General features: G+C 72.1%; 18 protein-coding genes. 4 read left to right on the top strand and 14 right to left on the bottom strand.

The genetic code is table 11. The features are described 5' to 3' along the window. Nucleotides 1-40 precede the first annotated feature (40 nt). The 3 genes from ACQPY4_RS35215 to ACQPY4_RS35205 form a co-directional block, all read right to left on the bottom strand. Nucleotides 41-937: a cytochrome P450 gene (locus ACQPY4_RS35215; protein WP_433328515.1), complete on the bottom strand. Its 897-nt coding sequence runs from the start codon at nt 935-937 to the stop codon at nt 41-43. 221 nt (nt 938-1,158) lie between these two features. After that, nucleotides 1,159-1,812 carry a response regulator transcription factor gene (locus tag ACQPY4_RS35210; protein WP_433328513.1) on the bottom strand — a complete coding sequence of 218 codons (654 nt, stop codon included), beginning with the start codon at nt 1,810-1,812 and terminating at the stop codon, nt 1,159-1,161. Further along, nucleotides 1,809-2,555 (bottom strand): sensor histidine kinase, encoded by a 747-nt coding sequence (locus ACQPY4_RS35205; protein ID WP_433328511.1) that lies wholly within the window; start codon nt 2,553-2,555, stop codon nt 1,809-1,811. The genes ACQPY4_RS35210 and ACQPY4_RS35205 overlap by 4 nt, the downstream gene beginning before the upstream one ends. 258 nt (nt 2,556-2,813) lie before the next feature. Here ACQPY4_RS35205 and ACQPY4_RS35200 point away from each other — a divergent pair, with 258 nt between their 5' ends. After that, complete coding sequence (locus ACQPY4_RS35200) at nt 2,814-4,382, top strand: Rieske 2Fe-2S domain-containing protein (protein WP_433328509.1); 1,569 nt, start codon at nt 2,814-2,816, stop codon at nt 4,380-4,382. Nucleotides 4,383-4,437: 55 nt separating this feature from the next. Here the strand turns inward: ACQPY4_RS35200 and ACQPY4_RS35195 are convergent, their stop codons facing one another. The 9 genes from ACQPY4_RS35195 to ACQPY4_RS35155 all read right to left on the bottom strand — a co-directional run bounded on the left by ACQPY4_RS35195 (nt 4,438) and on the right by ACQPY4_RS35155 (nt 14,408). Further along, nucleotides 4,438-5,364, bottom strand: coding sequence for a hypothetical protein (locus ACQPY4_RS35195; protein WP_433328507.1), 927 nt, complete (start codon nt 5,362-5,364; stop codon nt 4,438-4,440). Further along, complete coding sequence (locus ACQPY4_RS35190; RefSeq protein WP_433328505.1) at nt 5,361-6,074, bottom strand: sugar transferase; 714 nt, start codon at nt 6,072-6,074, stop codon at nt 5,361-5,363. Before ACQPY4_RS35190 ends, ACQPY4_RS35195 begins: the two co-directional genes overlap by 4 nt. Beyond that, nucleotides 6,071-7,363: a lipopolysaccharide biosynthesis protein gene (locus ACQPY4_RS35185; protein WP_433328503.1), complete on the bottom strand. Its 1,293-nt coding sequence runs from the start codon at nt 7,361-7,363 to the stop codon at nt 6,071-6,073. The genes ACQPY4_RS35190 and ACQPY4_RS35185 overlap by 4 nt, the downstream gene beginning before the upstream one ends. Beyond that, a complete protein-coding gene (locus tag ACQPY4_RS35180; protein ID WP_433328501.1) occupies nt 7,360-8,682 on the bottom strand; it encodes an O-antigen ligase family protein in 1,323 nt (440 codons plus the stop codon). Before ACQPY4_RS35180 ends, ACQPY4_RS35185 begins: the two co-directional genes overlap by 4 nt. Then, on the bottom strand, nt 8,679-9,908 hold the full coding sequence (locus ACQPY4_RS35175; protein ID WP_433328499.1) for a glycosyltransferase: 1,230 nt from the start codon (nt 9,906-9,908) through the stop codon (nt 8,679-8,681). Before ACQPY4_RS35175 ends, ACQPY4_RS35180 begins: the two co-directional genes overlap by 4 nt. A 9-nt stretch (nt 9,909-9,917) precedes the next feature. Beyond that, on the bottom strand, nt 9,918-11,114 hold the full coding sequence (locus ACQPY4_RS35170; protein ID WP_433328497.1) for a polysaccharide biosynthesis protein: 1,197 nt from the start codon (nt 11,112-11,114) through the stop codon (nt 9,918-9,920). Between the two features lie 4 nt (nt 11,115-11,118). Further along, on the bottom strand, nt 11,119-12,267 hold the full coding sequence (locus ACQPY4_RS35165) for a DegT/DnrJ/EryC1/StrS family aminotransferase (RefSeq protein WP_433328494.1): 1,149 nt from the start codon (nt 12,265-12,267) through the stop codon (nt 11,119-11,121). 7 nt (nt 12,268-12,274) lie between these two features. Continuing rightward, nucleotides 12,275-13,627 carry a hypothetical protein gene (locus ACQPY4_RS35160; protein WP_433328491.1) on the bottom strand — a complete coding sequence of 451 codons (1,353 nt, stop codon included), beginning with the start codon at nt 13,625-13,627 and terminating at the stop codon, nt 12,275-12,277. A 106-nt stretch (nt 13,628-13,733) separates the two neighbouring features. After that, on the bottom strand, nt 13,734-14,408 hold the full coding sequence (locus ACQPY4_RS35155) for a response regulator (RefSeq protein WP_433328489.1): 675 nt from the start codon (nt 14,406-14,408) through the stop codon (nt 13,734-13,736). A 304-nt stretch (nt 14,409-14,712) separates the two neighbouring features. On the opposite strand from ACQPY4_RS35155, the gene galE reads away from it, so the two are divergent. Further along, on the top strand, nt 14,713-15,726 hold the full coding sequence (gene galE, locus ACQPY4_RS35150; protein WP_433328487.1) for a UDP-glucose 4-epimerase GalE: 1,014 nt from the start codon (nt 14,713-14,715) through the stop codon (nt 15,724-15,726). Nucleotides 15,727-15,811: 85 nt separating this feature from the next. After that, complete coding sequence (locus ACQPY4_RS35145; RefSeq protein ID WP_433328485.1) at nt 15,812-16,408, top strand: TetR/AcrR family transcriptional regulator; 597 nt, start codon at nt 15,812-15,814, stop codon at nt 16,406-16,408. On the opposite strand, the gene ACQPY4_RS35140 is transcribed toward ACQPY4_RS35145, so the two are convergent. Together ACQPY4_RS35140 and ACQPY4_RS35135 are read right to left on the bottom strand one after the other, a co-directional pair. Beyond that, nucleotides 16,405-17,544 (bottom strand): GNAT family N-acetyltransferase, encoded by a 1,140-nt coding sequence (locus tag ACQPY4_RS35140; protein ID WP_433328483.1) that lies wholly within the window; start codon nt 17,542-17,544, stop codon nt 16,405-16,407. The genes ACQPY4_RS35145 and ACQPY4_RS35140 overlap by 4 nt on opposite strands. Then, nucleotides 17,541-18,716, bottom strand: a complete 1,176-nt coding sequence (locus tag ACQPY4_RS35135) for a hypothetical protein (RefSeq protein WP_433328481.1) — start codon at nt 18,714-18,716, stop codon at nt 17,541-17,543. The genes ACQPY4_RS35140 and ACQPY4_RS35135 overlap by 4 nt, the downstream gene beginning before the upstream one ends. A gap of 79 nt (nt 18,717-18,795) precedes the next feature. On the opposite strand from ACQPY4_RS35135, the gene ACQPY4_RS35130 reads away from it, so the two are divergent. Then, complete coding sequence (locus ACQPY4_RS35130; protein ID WP_433328479.1) at nt 18,796-19,428, top strand: LysE family translocator; 633 nt, start codon at nt 18,796-18,798, stop codon at nt 19,426-19,428. Nucleotides 19,429-19,494 lie beyond the last annotated feature (66 nt).

Below are 19,494 nucleotides of genomic sequence, written 5' to 3'. Positions count from 1 at the left end.
CGGCTCAACGTCCGGCGGAATCGTCCCGTCCTCGGGACGTTCAGACCGTCCACCGGACGGGCAGCCGGTCGAAGCCGTGCCGCGCGCTCGACCGCAGCCGGATGGGCTCACCGGCCGGCACGAGCCGCTCGGGCCGCTCCAGGATGGCGCCGACGAGCGCGCGCAGATGCACCCGCGCCAGGCGCGCCCCGAGGCACGCGTGGACCCCGTGGCCGAAGCTGAGATGGTCGTGCAGGGGGCGCGGGGCGGTGCCGCCCGCGAAACGGTCGGGCGCGAAGCGCCGGGGCTCGGGGAAGACGTCCTCGTCGTTGTTGGCGGCCACGAGCCACAGCGTCACCCGCTCGTCCGGGTGCAGCGGCACCCCGCCCAGCTCGGTCGCGCGCCGCACGGTGCGCCGGACCCACATGACGGGCGTCCACCAGCGCAGCATCTCCTCGACGGCGCTGTCGAGCAGGCCCGGGTCGGCGCGCAGCCGCTCGTACTCGCCCTGGTTGCGCAGCAGGGCGTAGACGCCCCCGGCGAGCGTGTTGCGCAGCGTCTCGGGCTGCTCGCCCAGCACCTCCCTGACCAGGTCGACGGGCTCCTTGCCGACGCGGTCGAGCAGGGCGCCGGGCTGCGGCTCCATGTCGATCAGCATGGACGCGACCGCGGCCTCCTCGCCCCGGCGGGAGGCGTCACCGCGCGTGCTCGGGCCGTGCAGGGACCCGCGCTGGACGGGAAGGAACAGTTCGGGACGGTCCAGCGCGCGCCTGACATCGGCGTACCGCAGCACGGCCCAGGAGCCCGCGTCGTCGTCGAGCCGCCCGTCCAGCCAGGTCACGGGCGTCTTCGCCCGGAGCCGGTCGAGCCGGTCGAAGGGGACGCCGCGCGCGTAGGTGTCGGGGCTCGACAGGATCTCGGCGTCGGAGATGGGAACAGCGCCTCGCCGTTGAGGCATGAGTGACCTCCTCTTCCTACGCGGACGCTAACGCGTCCCGGCCGCACCCTGTATGTCCGGTTTCGGCCGTCCGTCACCCGTCAGTTCCCCGGACCGGTACGCCGGCGACCGAGGTGGGCCAAGGACCGTTACCCGGATGTTCACGCGGAGGTGCCAGCGTGCGTACACACGGTTAGGCCCGCCCCGGGCGCGCGGGGCGGGCCTGATTCCGTTCACGGGGATCAGCCCGCGAGCCATTCGCCGGTCTCGACGCTGACCAGTCCGTGCCGGGCGGCCTCGATCACGGCCTCGCGCTGCGAGTGCACCCCCAGCTTGGACAGGACGCTCTGGACATGGCTGCGGGCGGTGCTGCGCGTCACGCCCATCGCCTTGGCCAGCGCCTGCGTCGACTCCCCGCGCGCGAGCCTGGTGAGCACCTCGCGCTCGCGGGGGGTGAGGAACCGCGCGACCTTCTGCGCGCGGCTGCGCGCCCGCACCGCCAGACCACCGTCGCGCGGGGTCCGGTCGGCCACGACCTCGCCGCCGGCCACCCGGTTGAGCACGGTGAGGATCTCGCGGGCCTGCTGTCCCTTATGGGCGAAGCCCCGGACTCCGGCGGCCAGTCCGGCGTCGAACACCGGCTGGTCGAGGTAGCCGGTCAGCACCACGAAGCCCGTGCGCGGCGCCACGGCCCGCAGCCGGGGCATCCAGTCGAGCGCCGTGCCCCCCGGGAAGTGCAGATCGATCAGGCACACGTCCGCCGGACGTCCGCGCAGCACCGGCAGGACGTCTTCGGGGGTGTAGGCCACCCCCACGACGGTGTGGCCCGCGCCGGTCAGCACCAGCGAGAGCGAGTCGGCGAACATCGCGTGGTCATCGCAGACGATCACTTTCATGGATGCGGCCGCCAGTCGTCGGGGGCGGGCGCCGCGGGCAGCAGCATCCGGACCCTCGCTCCCCCCATCTCACCGGTGCGGATCTCCAGGCTGCCGCCGTAGCCGCTGATGAGGTCGTGGACGATGCCCAGGCCGAGCGAGGCCAGGCCGCCCCTGGCGGCGCCGAACCCGGGACCGTCGTCGTCGACCTGGACGCTCACCCAGCCCTGCCGGGAGGCGACCTCGACGTTGACGCGGCCCTCGGCCACGCGGCACGCGTTGTCGAGGACGTTGCGCAGCGCCCGCCAGAGCGCGACGGCGTCCATGTGGGCCCAGGTCTCGCCGCCGGTCAGGCAGACCTCGTGCCGGGTGGCCAGCCGCATCCCGGTGACGACCTCGGCGGCCAGCTCGTCGACCCTGATCCGCTCGGGGCAGGGCATCGGCGGCGCGTCGTCGTCCTCGTCGAGCTGGTTGAGCAGATGGTCGAGCCAGCGGGTCTCGCCGAGCAGTTGCTCGATGCGGGCCCGGCTGCCGTCCCCCACGTCGTCGGCCACGGCGACCGCCGAGGCCAGCATGATGATCGTGCCCAGCTCGTGCCTGATGTCGTGCCGCAGGCGCCGCCGCCACAGTGGCGCGTCCTCGCGTACAGCCGGCGTCCCCGTGCCGGCGGTTCCCTGACCGGGTTCTCCGGGCCCGGTCCGGGAAAGCGTCGCGATGTGGGCGGGCGAATCGTGCGGCGAAGACCGAGACTGCCCGTCGTTCATGAAGGCTCCCCGTTCGTCATTTCAGCACCCCCATGACAGTCGCCCCGAGTGGCCGCCTATGTCTAGTAAATTGGCCGCAACCGACCAGGCCATGGCCGGAAGTGGACATGGTAAAAAGCCGGTAAACCGGTTGTATTATCGCCGCGTCTCTCCAAGGACCGGCAGTCTCCCGTTCGCCATTTCCTTCATACCTACGGCGTAGCCGCCTTGCGTATTCCGATGGGTGCGATAAGTGGGCGGGAGAGGGACAGTCTCGTCATGTCGACGGTCACATTTCTCGGTCACGCGGGCATCGCGGTGGGGGGCGCCGCGTTTCGCCTGCTCGCGGACCCATGGCTCGCCCCCACGGGGGCCTTCCTCGGTGCCTGGCACCAGTACCCGAGAAACGATCATCTTGACGCCCGGGGGGTGCTGGACGCCGACTGGGTCGCCGTCTCGCACGAACACCTAGATCATTTCGATCCCTGGGCGATCGGTCGTCTTCCCGGCCGCACCCGAATCCTCATTCCGAAATATCCCGGACCGGTCTTCCGCGAGCGGATGGTCGCCGCGGCCGGCTCTCGCCAAGTAATCGAGATTCCGGCGTGGGAAAAATTTCCGCTGGATAACAAGGGCTCCTGGATCACCGCGATTCCCGAGTTGTCGCCGATGTGTCACGATGCGGCCTTTCTTGTGGTGGTCGACGGGCGCGCGGTCCTGCACTGCAACGACGCCCGGCTCACCGCCGCGCAGGCACGCCGGGCCAAACACCTGGCCGGGGGACGCCTGGACGTCATGGCACTCCAGGCGTCGGGCGCCTCCTGGCACCCGATCTGCTACGAGTACCCGCCCGCGGAGATGGCCGAGGTCTCCCGGGGCAAACGGGTCTCCAAGCTGCGCGCCGCCCAGCGTCTGGTCAGGCAGACCGGACCCGAGCTGGCGGTCCCGTTCGCCGGGCCGCCGTGCTTCCTCGACCCCGAGGTCGCCCGCCTCAACTGGGTGCTCGACCAGGAGACGGGCGCGTTCTGCGACCCCGAGATGGCCACTCGTTGGCTGCGCGAGCGTCTGCCGTCCCAGTACTGGGAGCACTTCCTGCCCGGCGACGCGCTTGACCTCGACACCGGCGCGATCACGCGCGACCCGGTGTCGGCGGGGTTCTCGTACTCCGACGCGTTCCGGCCGGAGTACTTGGAACGTTACGCCGCCGACCGCGCGGCGACCGTCCAGGGGGTGCTGGCGGGCTTTCCCGAACCGGGCCCCGGCCTGTTCGACCGCTTCGCCGCCCATTTCGACTACCTGGGCGGGCTCAGCGACTACTTCCGGGGCCGGATCGACATGACCGTCCGCTTCGAGATCACCGGCCCGCACGGCGGGGTCTGGGACGTGGCGTTCTCACCCGGGGGCGTCAAGGTCGGCGAGGCCGCGCCCGGCGCCGCGACCGACTACCGCGTCACCACCGCGGGCCGCTGGCTGGACGCCGTGCTCACCGGCCGCATCGCCTGGGAGGACCTGCTCATCTCCTTCAGGCTCGCCCTGTACCGCGATCCCGACGTCTACAACGACCACCTGGTCGGCCTGCTCAAGCACGCCAACGCGCCCGCGCTGGCGGCGGTCGAGGAGTACGAGACGGGCCGCGACGAGACCGAGCGCATCATCGTTCAGTACGCCGGGCGCTCGTTCGACATCGCGCGCTACTGCCCGCACGCGGGCGAGGACCTCTCGGTCGGCGCGGTCGTCCGCGACGGCCAGGTGCACTGCCTGGCCCACAACTTCGCCTACGACCTGGCCACGGGCAAATGCGTCAACGCCCGCTCCGCCGACCTGGCCATCCGCCACCCGCTCACCTGACACTGCCTGACACCGCCTGACGCCGTGCCCCGCCCCCGTCACCCCGGGGGCGGGGTCAGCCACGGCGGAGGTTGCGGGCCCGCATGATGGCCTGGAGGTCGGGCTGCCCGGCGCGGCCGTCGGCGTCGGCGAGGGTTGGGCAGGCCCACTCGTCCTGGTTGCCCCAGGAGTAGGAGACGTCCATCGGAGGGTTGGGGATCAGCAGGTCCCAGCGTGCCAGGATCTCGTTCAGCTGGTCGGGGGAGGGCAGCCAGTAGTTCTTGTCGCCCCGCGAGCAGCTCTGCCCGAACGTCTGGATCACCGGGACGACCGTCTCGCGCGCGATCCCGGCGACGTCGGCCATGCGCACCATGCGGTCGATCGCCGCGATGTTGCAGCTGCGGCGCATGTGGGAGGCGCCCTTGCACGGGTAGGGGTCGAGCCCCACCAGGTCGACGTTGACCCTCGCGGGTGAGACCGGCCGCATCGGGAAGTCGGTGAGCGAGATGAACGAGACCTGGTGCGGCGCCTCGCGCTCCACCACGTCGGCCCGGCGGCGGATCTCGCCCGCGACCTCCGGGCACTCGCGCGCGTTCGGCTCGTCGGACAGGTACCAGCCGAACACCTTGGGCTCGCGGGCCAGGCGCCGCACGGCCGCGGCGAACTCCTCGAAGGGCAGCTCGAACGGGCCGCACTGGGAGTTCCCGGCCCACAGCAGCGCCCGCATCCCGTCCGGGACGGACGCGACCGCCCCCGGCTCGGGCTTGACGTCCACCAGGTCGTAGCCGAGTCCGCGCAGCGCCGGGTAGTCGGCGGGCTCGGTGTTGAGCGCGATGTGGCGCGTGCCCTCGGGCCGGGCGACCGACGGCCCCGGCGTCGCGGGCGGCCCTCGGTAGGGCCGGTCGGGCGACGCGGGCGACCCGTGCTGCACATAGAAGAGGAATCCCGCGACCAGGGCGGAGACGACGCCGGCGGTCGCGAGCTTGAACCGCCCGTCCTTCATGCCGCCGAGCCGGGCTCCCGGGCCGGGGGCGACTCCGCGCGAGCCACGTGGATGGGCGGCACCGGGATCCCGAGCAGGTGCTTCACGGTGTCCCACAGCGCGCGGAACGTGGCGCGCATGGACGGGTCGCGCAGGTAGATCGCGTCGATCGCCGCGCGGGCCGGGACGATCCGCGCGATGTACCCGCCGAGCGTGACCTCCTCACCGGGCGCGAAGATGTGGAAGTCGCGGAACCTGACCTCGGAGATGCCGGTCAGCGCGGGCCGGTGGTCGAAGACCCAGCGGCAGTCGGCCGGGTAGTACACGGCCAGGTCGTAGGTCTCCGGGCGCGGCCCCACCAGGGTCATCTCGCCGCGCAGCACGTTCACCAGCTGCGGCAGCTCGTCGAGCGAGATCCGGCGCAGGACGGCACCCACGCGGGTGAGCCGGGGGTCGCGGTTGGCGGTCACGGTGAGACCGCCGACGCCCTGCCGCATCGTCCGGAACTTGTACATGGTGAACGGGCGGCCGCCCTGGCCGACCCGGGTCTGCCGGAAGATCCCCGGCCCCCGGCTGGTCAGCCTGACCAGCAGCCAGATCAGCACCAGCGGGACGCCCAGCAGCACGAGCCCGGTGAGCGCTCCGGCGATGTCGAGGATCCGGCGCGCACGGGACGGTGGGACCCCGGCCGACGGATCGACCGGGTACATCTCCAGTTCGTCCTCGCTCATTTTCGGTCACCCTTCCTCTCGGCGTGGCGGAACCACGCCAGCAGTGCGACGGTGGTGGCGACGAAGGAAATGGCGGTGGCGATGGCGGCGCCCTCGGCGTCGTACCTGGGAATCAGCGCGACACCGGCGATCACGACGACCGCCAGGCCGATGGCCTGGCCGGCCGAGGCGGCGCCGGGACGTCCGACGCCGTAGAGATAGGCCATGATCAGGCCCGTGACCCCGAACGTGACCACCCCGGCGAGCCGGATGTAGGTGGGCACGACGGCGTCGTCGAAGACGTCCCCGAACACCCACGGCAGGGCCGTCCCGGCGATCAGGGCGAGCGGGAGCGCGGCCAGCACCGAGACCCCGAGCGCGGGCAGGATCAGCCGCCGGGTGCGGCGGGTGGCCTCGGCCCGGTCCTCCTTGGCGAAGTCGGGGTAGAGCACGTAGTTCAGCGCGAGGCCGGGCAGCTGGACGAGCTCGGCGAACTTGCTGGCCACGGTGTAGACGCCCAGCACCTTGGGCCCGGCCAGGGCGCCGAGCAGCGCCATGTCGAAGCGGAGCTGGAGCAGGTCGATCAGCTGGCCGAAGTAGCCGCGCAGGCCGTAACCCGCGATCGTCCGGCCGAGACGGAGGTCGGGGCGTCCCCAGCCGGCGAAGAAGCCGCGCCGCGCCAGCCGGACGGCGATCCAGGCGGCGGCGGCGACGTCCGCCAGGACCAGCCCGGTGATCAGCGCGCCCGGCCCGTGCCAGCCGAGCAGGATCACCAGGTAGATGGGCAGGAACACGAACTCCTCGACGGCGATCGCCAGGCTGGCGCCGCGCAGGTCGTCGGTGCCCTGGAGCAGGCCCTTGCCGACCGAGACGAAGCCCTGGGTGAACGTCGGGACCGTCGCGGCGAGCGCGACCCAGAACCCGAAGGAGTCGAAGAAGGTCAGATGGATCAGGGGAGCGAGGGCCAGCCAGCCCAGCGCCCCGGCCAGGGCGCCCGCCACGGTCAGCCAGGCCAGCGTGGGACGGACCCTGGCCTGGTCGTGGTCGGGTCCGGCCAGGAAGTAGGGCGCGGCGGCCGGAAGGCCCGCGTTGGACAGGTGGCAGATCAGGCCGGGCAGGATGCGCACCAGCGTGAACGCGCCGACCAGTGCGGGCCCGCCGATCCGGGCGACCAGGACGGTCGCGACGCCGAGCGAGGCCAGCGCGCCGACCCGTCCGGCCATGTTCCCGGCCATCAGCCCGACGATCTTCCGCGTGACGGGCCGCTTGGGGGGCGCGGCCGCCGTGGGTTTGGCGGGGGCCTCGGTCATCGCACGGCCTCCGGCGGCTCGCGGTCGCGGCGGCCGAACAGATCCAGCGCCGCGATCAGCCCGAAGAACGCCCAGCCGTGCCGGTAGTGGAGCGTCTCGTAGAACAGCGCGGACACCAGGAACACCGACACCAGCGCGGCGAACAGCTCGGGACGCGGGACGGCCGCCGCGTACTCGGGACGCAGGGCGCCGCGCCGCGCGATGCGCAGGCACCTCAGCAGCAGCGCGTACACCAGGACGATGAGCGCGACGCCGCCGAGGAAGCCGCGTTCGAGCACGGCCGCGATGTAGTCGTTGTGGGCCTCGCGGACGTAGGTCTCCTGGTTGACCCGCATCGCGTTCTCGGTCTCGCCCGCCCCGATGCCCCAGGGGTGCTTCTGCTCCTCGATCATCTTGACCGTGGTGGCGAACACCGTGCCGCGCGACTCGGTGCTCTCGCCGGTGGTGCGGCCGATGGAGTCGCGCAGGATCGGGGAGGCCGCGCTGGCCCGATCGAGATAGGGCTGGATATCGACGATCGAGACCAGCGCGACGCCACTGCCGCCCACGACCACCGCCAGCGTGCCGACGGCGACGGCGTGGTGCGCCCGGCCCTCGCGGAACAGGCGGAACAGGCACCCGAGCAGCACCGCCACGATGAGCGCGAGCGCGCCCCCGTTGGAGCCGGTCAGCACCTCGGCGACGAGCAGGACCGCGCACACCGCGTACCGGTGCCCCGCGCGTTCGGGGACGCGGGCCGCGCGCGCGATGAAGAAGCAGCAGATGAACCAGTTGGAGGCGTAGTTGGCGTCGCCGAAGGTGAACATCGCGCGCTCGCCGTCGACCTGCTTGCCCGACAGCACGTCGTTCCCGATCACGAAGCCGAAGATCATGACCAGCGCGTAGAACGTGCCGATGTACACCCAGGCGCGCATGGCCAGCCGCAGCAGCCCGAGGTCGCGCCCGAGGCTGGCCAGGCTGACACACCACAGCAGGACGAACAGGTCCTTCACCAGCGTCAGCGAGCCCGCGCCGGTCACGAGCGCCGCGACGCCCCCGGCGAGGACGGTCAGGAGGGTGGGCACCAGGAACGGCCAGTGCACCGGGACCCGGCGTGCGGCCGCCCACAGGAAGGTCGTGGCCGTGACCAGGACCAGCACCGCGTCGGGCAGGCCGGTGTTGCCCGGCCCGGGCGGAAGGCCGAACGGCATCAGCATCGGCAGCGAGGCGATGCCCGCGACGATGACGACGCCGGCCACCGGCCACCTGCGCTTCAGCGGGGGCGGTGGCGCGTCCGGTGGCGCGTCGGTTTCCGGCGGCGCGGCGAGGGTCGTGGTCATCGCTGGTGCGGGCGCTGGGAGGTGCCTCGGTACGTCTCGTCCAGCACGGATCCGAGGTAGCCGGGCGAGAACCAGTCACCGACGCGCTGCCGCGCGCGCTCGGCCATCCGAGCGGCCGCCACCGGGTTGTCGAGCAGATGGCCGATCGCCCCGGCCAGGCCGCGCGGGTCCTCCGGCGGGACGAGCATCCCCGTCTCGCCCGCGAGCACGAGGTCCTGGTTGGACGGGACGGCCGTCGCCACCAGCGGTATCCCGGCGCCGATCGCCTCGACCAGCACGCACGGCAGTCCCTCCCACCGGCTGGCCATCGCCATGACGTCGAACGCGGGCATCATCTCGGCGACGTCCTCGCGGTGGCCGAGCCACCGCATCCGCTCGCCGATGCCGAGCTTGGCGGTCAGCCGCTCCATCTCCTCGGTCAGCGGGCCGCCGCCGACCCACAGCCCGAAGACGTCGTCGGGCAGCCGGGCCAGCGCCTCGGCGAAGACCTCCGGGCCCTTCTGCGGCGCCAGCCGCCCGACGGTCCCGACGACCTTCACCCCGAGGGGGAGGTCGAGCCGCCGCCGCGCGCGCGCCCGCGACCCGGGGACGGGAGCGTACGCCTCGACGTCCACCGACGGCCACGACAGCCGGATCCGCTCGGGCGTGGCCAGCCCGAGCCGCAGCGCCGTCGTCACCGTCTCGGACCCGATGCCGAGGAACATGTCGGTGTGCTTGGCGGCCATCCGCTCAAGCCGGACGTAGGCCCGCCGCCGCACCCACGACTGGTACTCGTTGAACGGGAAGCCGTGCCAGGTGTGGACGATGCGCGGCACGCCCGCGCGCGCCGCCGCGATCCGTCCTATTACCCCGCCCTTGGCGCTGTGGGTGTGGACGACGTCGTACTTGCCCTCGGCCAGCACGCGGGTGAGCGTGCGCAGCGCCGCCAGGTCGTCGCGCGGCGAGATCTGCGGCACCAGCGGCGCCACCTGCACGATCTCCATGCCGGCCTCGAACGCGTCGGGTGTGAGGTCGCCCGCGGCGGCGTTGGCCACGGCCTCGTCCCCGTACCTGACCTCTTGACCCACGTCCGTGGGCCTGCTGTCGATGCCCACGCCGCCAGTGACGACGGCCCGCTCGTACAGGTCGGGCGGCAGCGCGAGCGCGCCGTTCAGCGCCACCCGTCCCGCCCCGCCGTTGAAGCGGGTGATCACGGTGGCGACCCTGAGCTTGCGGTTCGACGTCACGGACTCACCTCATAGACCGGGGGGTTCGGGGCTGCATCCCGCGTCGCACAGCGGGAGCGGCGCCCCGCCCTGCGGATCGCCCGACGGGCGCGCCCGCCGGGCCGGGCGGTATTCGGGCAGCAGGCGCCGCAGCTGGAGGCGCACCTCGTCCTCGTCGCCCTCCTCGGCCGCGGCGGTCAGCGCGTCCAGCAGCCGGGGCAGTCCCGCGGGCGGCGGCGTGGGCCGCGTCGCCCAGATCTTGGGATGGGCGGTGCGCAGCCGGCGCTCGCCGTCGGAGAAGGGCTTCTCGGCGAGCTTCTCGCCCGGCCCGAGCCCGCTGAACCTGATCGTCACCTCGGGCAGCCGCAGCTGCTCGGCGTACCGGTGGACGAGCTCGATCACCGGGACCGGGCTGCCCATGTCCAGCACGAACGTCTCGGCCTCCTCCGACAGCGCGGCCGCCTCCAGCAGCAGCCCGGCCGCCTCGTCCACCGTCATGAAGTGCCGCGCGACCTCCGGGTGGGTGATCGTGACGACCTCGCCCGAGGAGATCCGGTGCCCGAGCATGCTCAGCAGCGCCCCGGGCGTGCCGAGGACGTTGCCGACCCGGACGGCCGCGAAGCAGGTCGGCCCGCCCGTCGCGCTCTGCAGCAGCAGCTCGCCCAGGCGCATCGTCGCGCCGAACACCGACGTCGGATCGGCGGCCTTGTCGGAGGAGATCAGCACCAGCCGCTCGACCTCGTGGCGCACCGCGCCCTCGACCAGGTTCCGCGCGCCGACCACGTTGTCGTACACGCCCCGGCACGGGTCGCTCTCCACCTTGGCCAGCTCGTTCTGCGCGGCGGTGTGGAAGACCAGGCCGGGACGGAACGTGCGCAGCGCCTCCTCCACGCGGTCGCCGTCGCGCAGATCGGCCCGGACGAGCGAGACCGACGCCTCGTCCAGGAACCCGTCCATCTCGGGGCCGAGCCGCTCCAGGCCCCGGCCGTCCCTGTCCACCAGGCACAGGGCGGCCGGGTCGAGCCGCTTGATCCGGTGGCACAGGGCCGACCCGATCGTGCCGGACGCGCCGGTGACCAGCACGCGCCGGCCCGCGACCAGGCGCCGCACGCGCTGCCCCGCGACCGGGACCTCGTCGCGCCCCATCAACCGGGCCAATGGGGTGGCCTGCGGTGGTTCGGGGGCGCTCGCGCGTCTGGGGGTGCGGCGCAGCGGCAACCTGGGCATGGGATCAGCCCCGTGCTCTGAGGGCTTCGGTGAACGCGCCGACCACGCGGTCCTGCAACTCGTCCGACAGGCCCGGGTAGAGGGGCAGCGACAGCAGTTCCTCGCCGACCCGGTCGGTCACCGGGACCGCCGCGCACTCGTCCTCGCCGAGGATCTCGCGGTAGGCCGTCATCTGGTTCGCCGGGATGAAGTGCACCGAGGTGGACACGCCCGCCTTCTCCAGCTCGGCGATCATCGCGTCGCGCTCCTGGACCCGCACCTGGTACAGGTGCCAGGCGTGCTGGATGCCCTCGAGGTCGCGCTGGGGCACGACCAGCCCGGGCGAGCCGAGCAGCGACGCGTCGTAGCGGGCGACCAGCTCGCCGCGGCGGCGCTGCCACTCGGGCAGGGCCGACAGCTGGGCGCGTCCGATCGACGCCTGGATGTCGGTCATGTTCGCCTTGAGCCCGACGGATCTCACGTCGTACCGCCAGCTGCCGCCGGGCATGTAGCGCTTCCAGGAGTCCTTGCTCATCCCGTGCAGGCGCATGGCCCTGACCCGGTCGGCGAAGTCCTGGTCGCTGGAGGCGACCGCGCCGCCCTCGCCGATCGGCATGTTCTTGGTCGCGTAGAAGCTGAAGCAGGCCGCGAACGAGGACGACCCGACCGTCGCGCCGTCGCGGGCCGCGCCCGGCCCGTGCGCCGCGTCCTCGATGACGCGGGTGCGGTCGAGCCCGGCCGCCTCGGTGAGGGCGGCGACGTCCACCGGGTACCCGCCCTGGTTCTGGACGATCATCGCTGCGGGCGCGACGCGGGCGGCGGCGGCCGCCACGGTCTCCGGGCTCGGGACGAGCGTGTCCTCGTCGATGTCGACCAGCACCGGCCGGTGCCCGGCGTGCAGGATCGCGTTGATCGCGCCGCAGAACGTCAGGCTCGGCGTCAGCACCGCCGACCCGGGCGGGAGCTCCATCGCGCGCAGGCACAGTTCCAGGGCCGCCGTGCAGGAGGCGACCGCGACGACTTGCGCGGCGCCCAGATAGTCGGCGAAGTCCTGTTCGAAGCCGGCGGTCTGCGGGCCGGTCGTGACCCAGCCCGAGTCGAGCACCTTGACGACCGCGTCGGGAACCTCCCCGGCGAACGACGGAACGGTGAAAGGAACGGAAGAACCAGTCATCTTTCGGTCACCCCTTGATCGTGTGAGACATGGCGATGACCCCGAGAAGCGGCCAGCCGGACGCGCTGACCAGATCGCGGACCGACTCGAGGCCCGAGATGCGCGTCACCGGCCCGACCACCGCGACCACGCCGACCCTGTCGTCGGCGCCGGGGTCGATGTCCTCGAAGGCGTGCACGTGGCAAAGGGAGCGTTGGGACACCGGTTGCGTCACCTCGGTCGGCGACTGCGCCTCGGTGGACGTGGCGGGAATGAGGGCGGTGCCCGCGCGGGCGACCGCCTTGGCGCCGCGCGGCGGCGGGGGACCGGCGGGCTTGCCGTCCTCGTCGCCGTCCTTGGGCTCGCCGTTCCCGTTGGGCGAGGGCCGTCCGGCCTTGATGAGCTTGGTGGCGTCCCCGTAGACGGCGGCGGCGATCTTCGACACCAGGTCGGGCGGCAGCGGCCCGCCCCCCGCGCTGACCAGCGCGACCTGGCCGACGCCCTCCCGCTTGGCGGCGAGCCTGATCCGGCGGGCCAGATCGGCCAGCCCGGCGTCGGTGCGGTCGGCCCAGCCCAGCAGCGGGACGCCGAGCCGCCGGGCCGCCCGCTGCTGTCCCGCCACGGTGGGCCGGAACATCTCGATCAGCACCGCGACGAGGATCCCGCCGATCAGCCCGAGCAGGCCCGCGATCGCCGTGGTCATCACGGTCGGGTCGTTCGGCGGCGCCAGGACGGCCGGCTGCACCACCGACGCGTTGCCCGCGCTGGTCAGCTGGGTACGCAGCCCCGTCCGGCTGATCCGCAGGTCGCTGAGCTCGGCGGCGACCCGCTCGCGCTCGGCGCCCGCCCCGATGTCGGGGTTGGCCGCCCCGGCCTTGCGGGCCAGCGGCCCGAGCTTGGCCTCCAGGTCGCGGATCCGCTTCTCGATCTCGGTGAGCTGGGCGGTCAGCGGGCCCTGGTTGCTCCGGTTGATCTCGGTCACGACCGCGGCGCCGATGGCGTCCGACAGCCGCCGCGCGACCTGCGGGTCGGTGTCCTCGACGCCCAGCTCGACCACCGTCGAGGTGCCGAGCGCCGCGACCGACACCGCCTTGGCGACCTTCTCGGGCGAGCGGGCGACGCCCTGCTCGGCCAGCACCCTGTCCAGCAGCGTCCGGCTGGTCGCGAACGCCTTGACCTGGCTGACCACGCTGCTGACCCCGGCGTCCCCGGGGAGCGCGTCGGCGAGCCTTCCGCTGGCCTGGAGGCGTGCCGTGGCGGTGTGCGAGGGCTCCTGCCCGCTCATCACGAAGCCGGCGAGCAGCAGCGGCAGCACCGTCATCGCCAGCAGCAGCTTCCAGTAGCCGCGGACGACCCGCGCTGCGACTTCGTCGATCTCCACGCGTTCATCCCTCCGTTGCGGCGAGCGTAGGAACCAGCCGGGGGGATCGAATCGCCCATACAGACCACAAGCCGCTACGTCGTTTGCATGGCCCTGGGCGGCGCGCTCAGTCGTGCGGCGGGCGGGTCGCCGGGCGCATCCCGGCGCGCATCGCGAGCGTGATGGCCTCGAGCGCGGAGTGCATGTCGAGCTTGGCCAGCAGGTTCTGGGTGTGGGTGCGCACGGTGTTGGCCGACAGGCCGAGCCGCTCGGCGATCTCCACGCGGTTGAGGCCGTCGACCATGCACTGGAGCACCTCGCGCTCGCGGGGCGTGAGCTCGCCCAGCACCCGCGCGCCGCCGGACGGCTCGGGCCCGCCCGCGTACAGCCGCCGCAGCACCTCGCCGAGCACGTCCGGCGGGATCCAGCCGCCGCGCCGCGCGGCGCTCCTGATGACCTGGACGACCAGGTCGGCGCGCTCGGTCTTGGACAGCCAGCCGACGGCGCCGCGCCGGATCGCCTGGACGATCGCGTCGATCTCCGACATCGCGGTGAGCACCACGACGCGGACGTCCGGATGCCGTTCGCGCAGCCGGTCCAGCACGTCGAGGCCGTTCTCGGCGCCCAGCGTCATGTCGAGCACCACGACGTGCGGGCGCTCGGTGGTGGTCAGCGCCAGCGCGCGGCGGCCGTCGGCCGCGACCGGAAGGATCACCAGGTCGGGCTCGCGGCTCAGCCGCGCCGCCAGCGCCTCGGCGAACAGGGCGTGGTCGTCGACGATGAGAACGCGAGTCGGCTGCATGGGGACGACCATGACGCGCGATCGACCCGAGCGGAACCCGCAAACGCTGTACTCCAATTTGGGACGGCCCGACCCGCGCCGGGTGAGCGGGGCGTAATCGGTTCGGGCCAGCGAGCGAGATCACCCAGGTGAGGGGCCCGGCTCCGCGCGCGGATGAACTCATGCGCGGACGCTCGCCGCCGGAGCCGGGTTGTCCGGCGTCCGGACCCGGTCAGCCGGCGCCCGCGCCGTTGACCGGCAGCGTGCTGGTGTTGAAGCTGTGCGTGTCCGGTCCGGGGGAATCGAATGAGCACAGGGGATACTCATGAAAGTGCTGATCACCGGGGGAGCCGGGTTCATCGGAAGCACCATCGCCTCGGTCTTCGCCGAGCGCGGGATGACGCCCGTGATCCTCGACAGCCTGATCACCGGTAAGCCGGAGTTCGCGGAAGGAAAGATCTTCTATCGCGGCGATATCGGCGACGGCGACCTTATCGACGAGATATTCCGCGAACACCCCGAAATCATCGCGACCGTGCACTGCGCGGCGCTCATCGTCGTGCCGGATTCGATGGCGAATCCGCACCGCTACTACCAGGTCAACCTGTCCAGAACGCTCGATCTGGCCGGTCACCTGATCCGTAACGGCGCCGATAAGATGATCTTCGCCTCGACCGCGGGAATGTACCGGCCCGAGGCCGACCTGTCGGTCACCGAGACCTCGGTCCTGGAGCCGCAGAACCCCTACACGCGCTCGAAGATGATGGCCGAGCTGCTGCTGGAGGATCTGGCGGCCGCCCACGGCCTGCGGGTGATCTCGCTGCGCTACCTCAACCCGATCGGGGCCGACCCCCGATTGCGGTCCGGGCTCCAGAGCAGCAAGCCCACCCACGCGCTCGGCAAGATGATCGAATCCCACGAGCTCGGCGTCCCGTTCAAGATCACGGGCGTGGACTGGCCCACCCGCGACGGCACGGCAATCCGCGACTACATCCATGTCTGGGACATCGCCCGCGCCTTTTACGAGGCGGCCGTGCGATTCGACTCCATCGTCCCGCCGGTGCTCCCCGAAGGGGTGCACAAGGCCTATCAGGTCATCAATCTCGGAACGGGAGACGGAACGACCGTCCGGGAACTCGTGGCGGCCTTCCGCGAAGTCGTCGGCGACGATTTCCAGGTCGAGGAGGCGCCCGCGCGTCCCGGTGATGTCGTGGGCGCGTTCGTCAATCCGGCAAAGGCTGCGGAAATGCTCGGCTGGAAGCCCGAATACACCATCGAGGACGCGATCCGCCATTCCCTGGAATGGGCCGCGCGCCGCCGCGCCCTCGACGTCGCCTGACCTTCTCCGCGCACGCCGCCACTCTCCCGCACGCGTCCCTGCGCGCGTGCGGGAGGATGGGTGCCTTCGAGCGTGAGGAGGCGCCTTGGGCGGCGACGTGCGGGTCACCGTGACGCGGACCCTGAGCAAGGACCAGCAGGCCCGCCGCGAGCGGCTGATCGGCGCCGCCAGGGAACTCGCCGCCGAAGGCGGCTACCCGGCCGTGACCATGCACGACGTGGCCGACCGCGCGGGCGTCGCGCGGGCGACGGTGTACCGCTACTTCGCCACCAAGGACCACCTGCTCACCGAGGTCGCCGCCGCCTGGGCACGGCAGATCATCGACGGCCTCGACACGGCCGCGCCGCAGGGCGGCCCGGTCGAGCGCCTCACCGCGCTGCTCGAGCTGATCGTCGGCGTCGCCGCCGACGAGCTCACCCTCACCTCCGCGATCATCCAGGCCGTGACCGCCGACGATCCCAGCGTCGACGACGCCAGGACGGCGCTGTTCCTGTTCGTCCGCGACCGGCTCACGGCCGCCATCGGCGAGCCGCTGCCCGAACGCGAGGAGATCGAGGTCGTGCTCGGCCACGTCCTGCTCGCGGCCCTGGTCAGCCTGGCCTCCCTGCGCCGCCCGGTCGACGAGGTCGCCGCCATGGTCCGCACCGCCGGCCGCCTCGTCCTGGCCGGTGCGTTGGCCTAGCTGTCGAGGCGCTGGGTCAGTGGGACGGCGATGCGGGTGAGGAGGAGGCGGAGGAGCGTCCAGGCGAGGCGGCGGTGGTGGGGGAGGTGGCGTGTGTGGACGGCTCGGTATTCGAGGGCGGGGGTGGCGCCTCGGGCGCGCTTGAAGCCGCCTGCGCCTGCGCTGGCGTGTCTGACCCAGGTGTTGGCTCTGGCTATGTCGAAGAGCATCACCGTCAGCATCCGGTAGAGCCCGGTGCTCTGGGGCAGTGAGGTGTCGTAGCCGAGGATGGGCGGGGTCATCACGCCCTTACGGGAGAAGTAGCCGATGGCGCCGTCGATCCGTCCGTCCTTGCGGAGGGCGATGAGCTCCAGCGTCCCGCTCCGGTGGGCCTCGGTCACGAAGCGGATGTTGAACATCGGGTTGTAGTGGGAGTACTTGTCCCGGTAGAGGGCGCGGTAGAGCTCGACTATCCGCTCCAGGTCGGGGGCGGTGAGGTCGGTGGCCGGGACCTGCTCGTATCCGCTGCGTGCGAGCAGTGCCCGGTCTTTGCGGATGTTGCGGGGCGGGGTCATCTCCGCGGGGCGCGCCAGATAGATCTGGCGGGACGGGACGAGGTCGTATCCGAGCTTCGCGCACTCGTCCGTGAGGACGGGCTCGGTGTTCCTGTTGAGGGAGCAGAAGACGATGGCGTGGCCTGGCAGTGTTTTGCGGAGGAACTCCGTCACCTGGCGCACCTGGCCGGTTGTCAGCTCCGGGTACAGGTTGGTGGAGAGCAGCCAGTTGTTGACCTGGACGACGCGGTTCATCTGGCAGGCGCGCCACATGAGGCCGACACCGTCCAGCACCAGGGAGAGGGCCGTGCGGAGCGCGCGCGGCTCCACCACACGCAGTTCCTCCTTGGCATAGGAGACGTAGTGCGTGTGCAGGGAGGAGACGTAGGACGTGCCGTACTCGCGCGAGTTGATCGAGATCGGCAGCACGGTGCGCCCGTCCAGGAGCAGGACGCCGAGGGTCGTGCGCACGTTGTCGATCGCGTGGTGCGGCCCGTGCTCGATCAGGGGGAGCAGGTAGTCGCGGGCGTAGCGTCCGTCGGGGGTGTCGGGCCAGGGAAGTCTGGCGATGGTCGCCGCCGTGTAGAGCGCGACACCGCTCACTGGCCGTTCCACTCGATGTCGTGGGTGGAACACGCGATGACCGGACGCCGCAACACCGCCGCCAGCCACAGGTTGTGCCGCAGTACCGCGAACTGGGAGAAGAAGGGGCGTGGGTCGTCCCGTCTGTAGGTGACGTCCCGCGACCCGGCGAACGCCCTGCACCAGTTGCTCAGGTCCCGGGGGCGGCGGACGGACGAGAGCCCGAACGTCAGCATCGCCAGCCCGATCATCGCGCGGGCTTCTGGGTCCGGGACGAGCGGGGTGTCCGGGCGCCGGCCGTCCAGCACCGAGAGGATCGCCCCCGGGAGGTCGCGGCCGCCGAAGAGGTGGACGCCGCTGGTGGTGCGGGGGTTGCACTCCAGAGGCAGCGCGGTGCCGTCCGGCCGGACGATGAAGTCGAACGAGATCTGCCCGGTGAACCCGGTCGCCTTGAGGAAGCCGGTCACCCAGGCGTCGATCTCCGGCACGTCCCCCGGGGCGAACCGGATCGTCGCCCCGAGCCCGGCCGTGAACTCGGCGGGCCAGACCGCGTGGACGGCCGCGGCTCCCTCGATGGCGACCGTGTAGGAGCACCACAGGGCGCCGTCCACCCGCTCTTGGGCGACCCAAGGCTGCTCGGGGCTCGGTTCGAGCCGCTCTCTCGCGCGGTCGAATTGCTTGGGGCCGTCCACCATGTGCACCTGGGTGGCGAACCGGGAGAACTCGGGCTTGAGCACGAAGGGGCGGCGGTAGGCGGCGGCGAACTCGTCCAGCGCGCGCTTGGACGTCAGCCGCCACGTCTCAGGAACCGGCAGGCCGTGCCCCCGGGCCTGCTCGATGAACTCCCACTTGCTGTGCAGGCCGCGCATCACGTCCAACGGGGGAGCCAGCACCCGGCACAGCGACCCCAGGCGCTCCAGCCCGCCCGCCACATAGAAGATCTCCTCGCAGGTGGGCAGGAGGACGTCGATCCGCTCGCGTTCGATGATCGCGGCGAGTGCCTCCACATACGCCCCCGGGTCGCGGTTCGGCATCGGCACCCGGTGCGAGGCCCGCACGCTCGACGACGTCCGGCACAGGTCGACGGGCATGCTCTCGGCGGAGAAGACCTCGTGCCCGGCGTCGGCGAACCGCCGCGCGAACTCCAGCGCTACGGGCGCCCGGCCCCCGGTCAGCAGTACCCGCTGCCCCATCCACACCCTCCAATGGTCCGCCAACACTGGACCGGATTGGCCCTGCCTGGGGTCCAGCACCCCCGCGTACCGTCCAGACATGACAAATCCGCTGTTGTTCCTGCTGGCGGCGGCGACTCTGGTCGCCATCCCCGGTCCGAACCACCTTTACATCATCGCGCGCAGCGCCGCCGAGGGCCGCCGGGCGGGGTTCGCCTCGGCCCTCGGCGTCGAGACCGGCACGCTGATCCATGTCGCCGCCGCGGCGGCCGGGCTCTCGGCCGTGATCGCCGCCTCGGCCACCGCCTTCGGCGTCCTGCGCTACGCGGGCGCCGCCTACCTGATCTACATGGCCTACCGGACCCTGCGCGGCGGCGGCGATGACGAGACGCCCGAGCTGCGGCCCCAGCCCCTGCGCCGCGTCTATGCGGACGGAGCGCTGGTCAACCTGCTGAACCCCAAGGTCGTGCTGTTCTTCCTCGCGTTCCTGCCGCAGTTCGTCGACCAGCACGCGGGCGCCGTCCCCCTCCAGATCCTGGTCATGGGCCTGGTGACGACCCTGATCGGCGTCGTCTCCGACTTCGCCTACGTCCTGGCCGCGGGCTCGGTCGGACGCTGGATGCGCGAGCGGCCGTCCTTCCGGCGCCGCCAGCGGCTGGCCACCGGCGTGATCTATCTGGGGCTCGGCGCCGCGGCCGCCCTCGCCGGTCCAGGACCCCGGAAGACGGCCTGATCAAGGCCCCCTTTTGTCAGCGGGATGACAACAAGGTGGCCGCATTGGTTGTTCGGAGCTGAGGTG

Source organism: Spirillospora sp. CA-294931 (assembly GCF_050946795.1).
Lineage (GTDB): Bacteria > Actinomycetota > Actinomycetes > Streptosporangiales > Streptosporangiaceae > Spirillospora.
The sequence above is the reverse complement of the archived record's forward strand: the minus strand, read 5'-3'. Positions and strand labels throughout refer to the sequence as shown.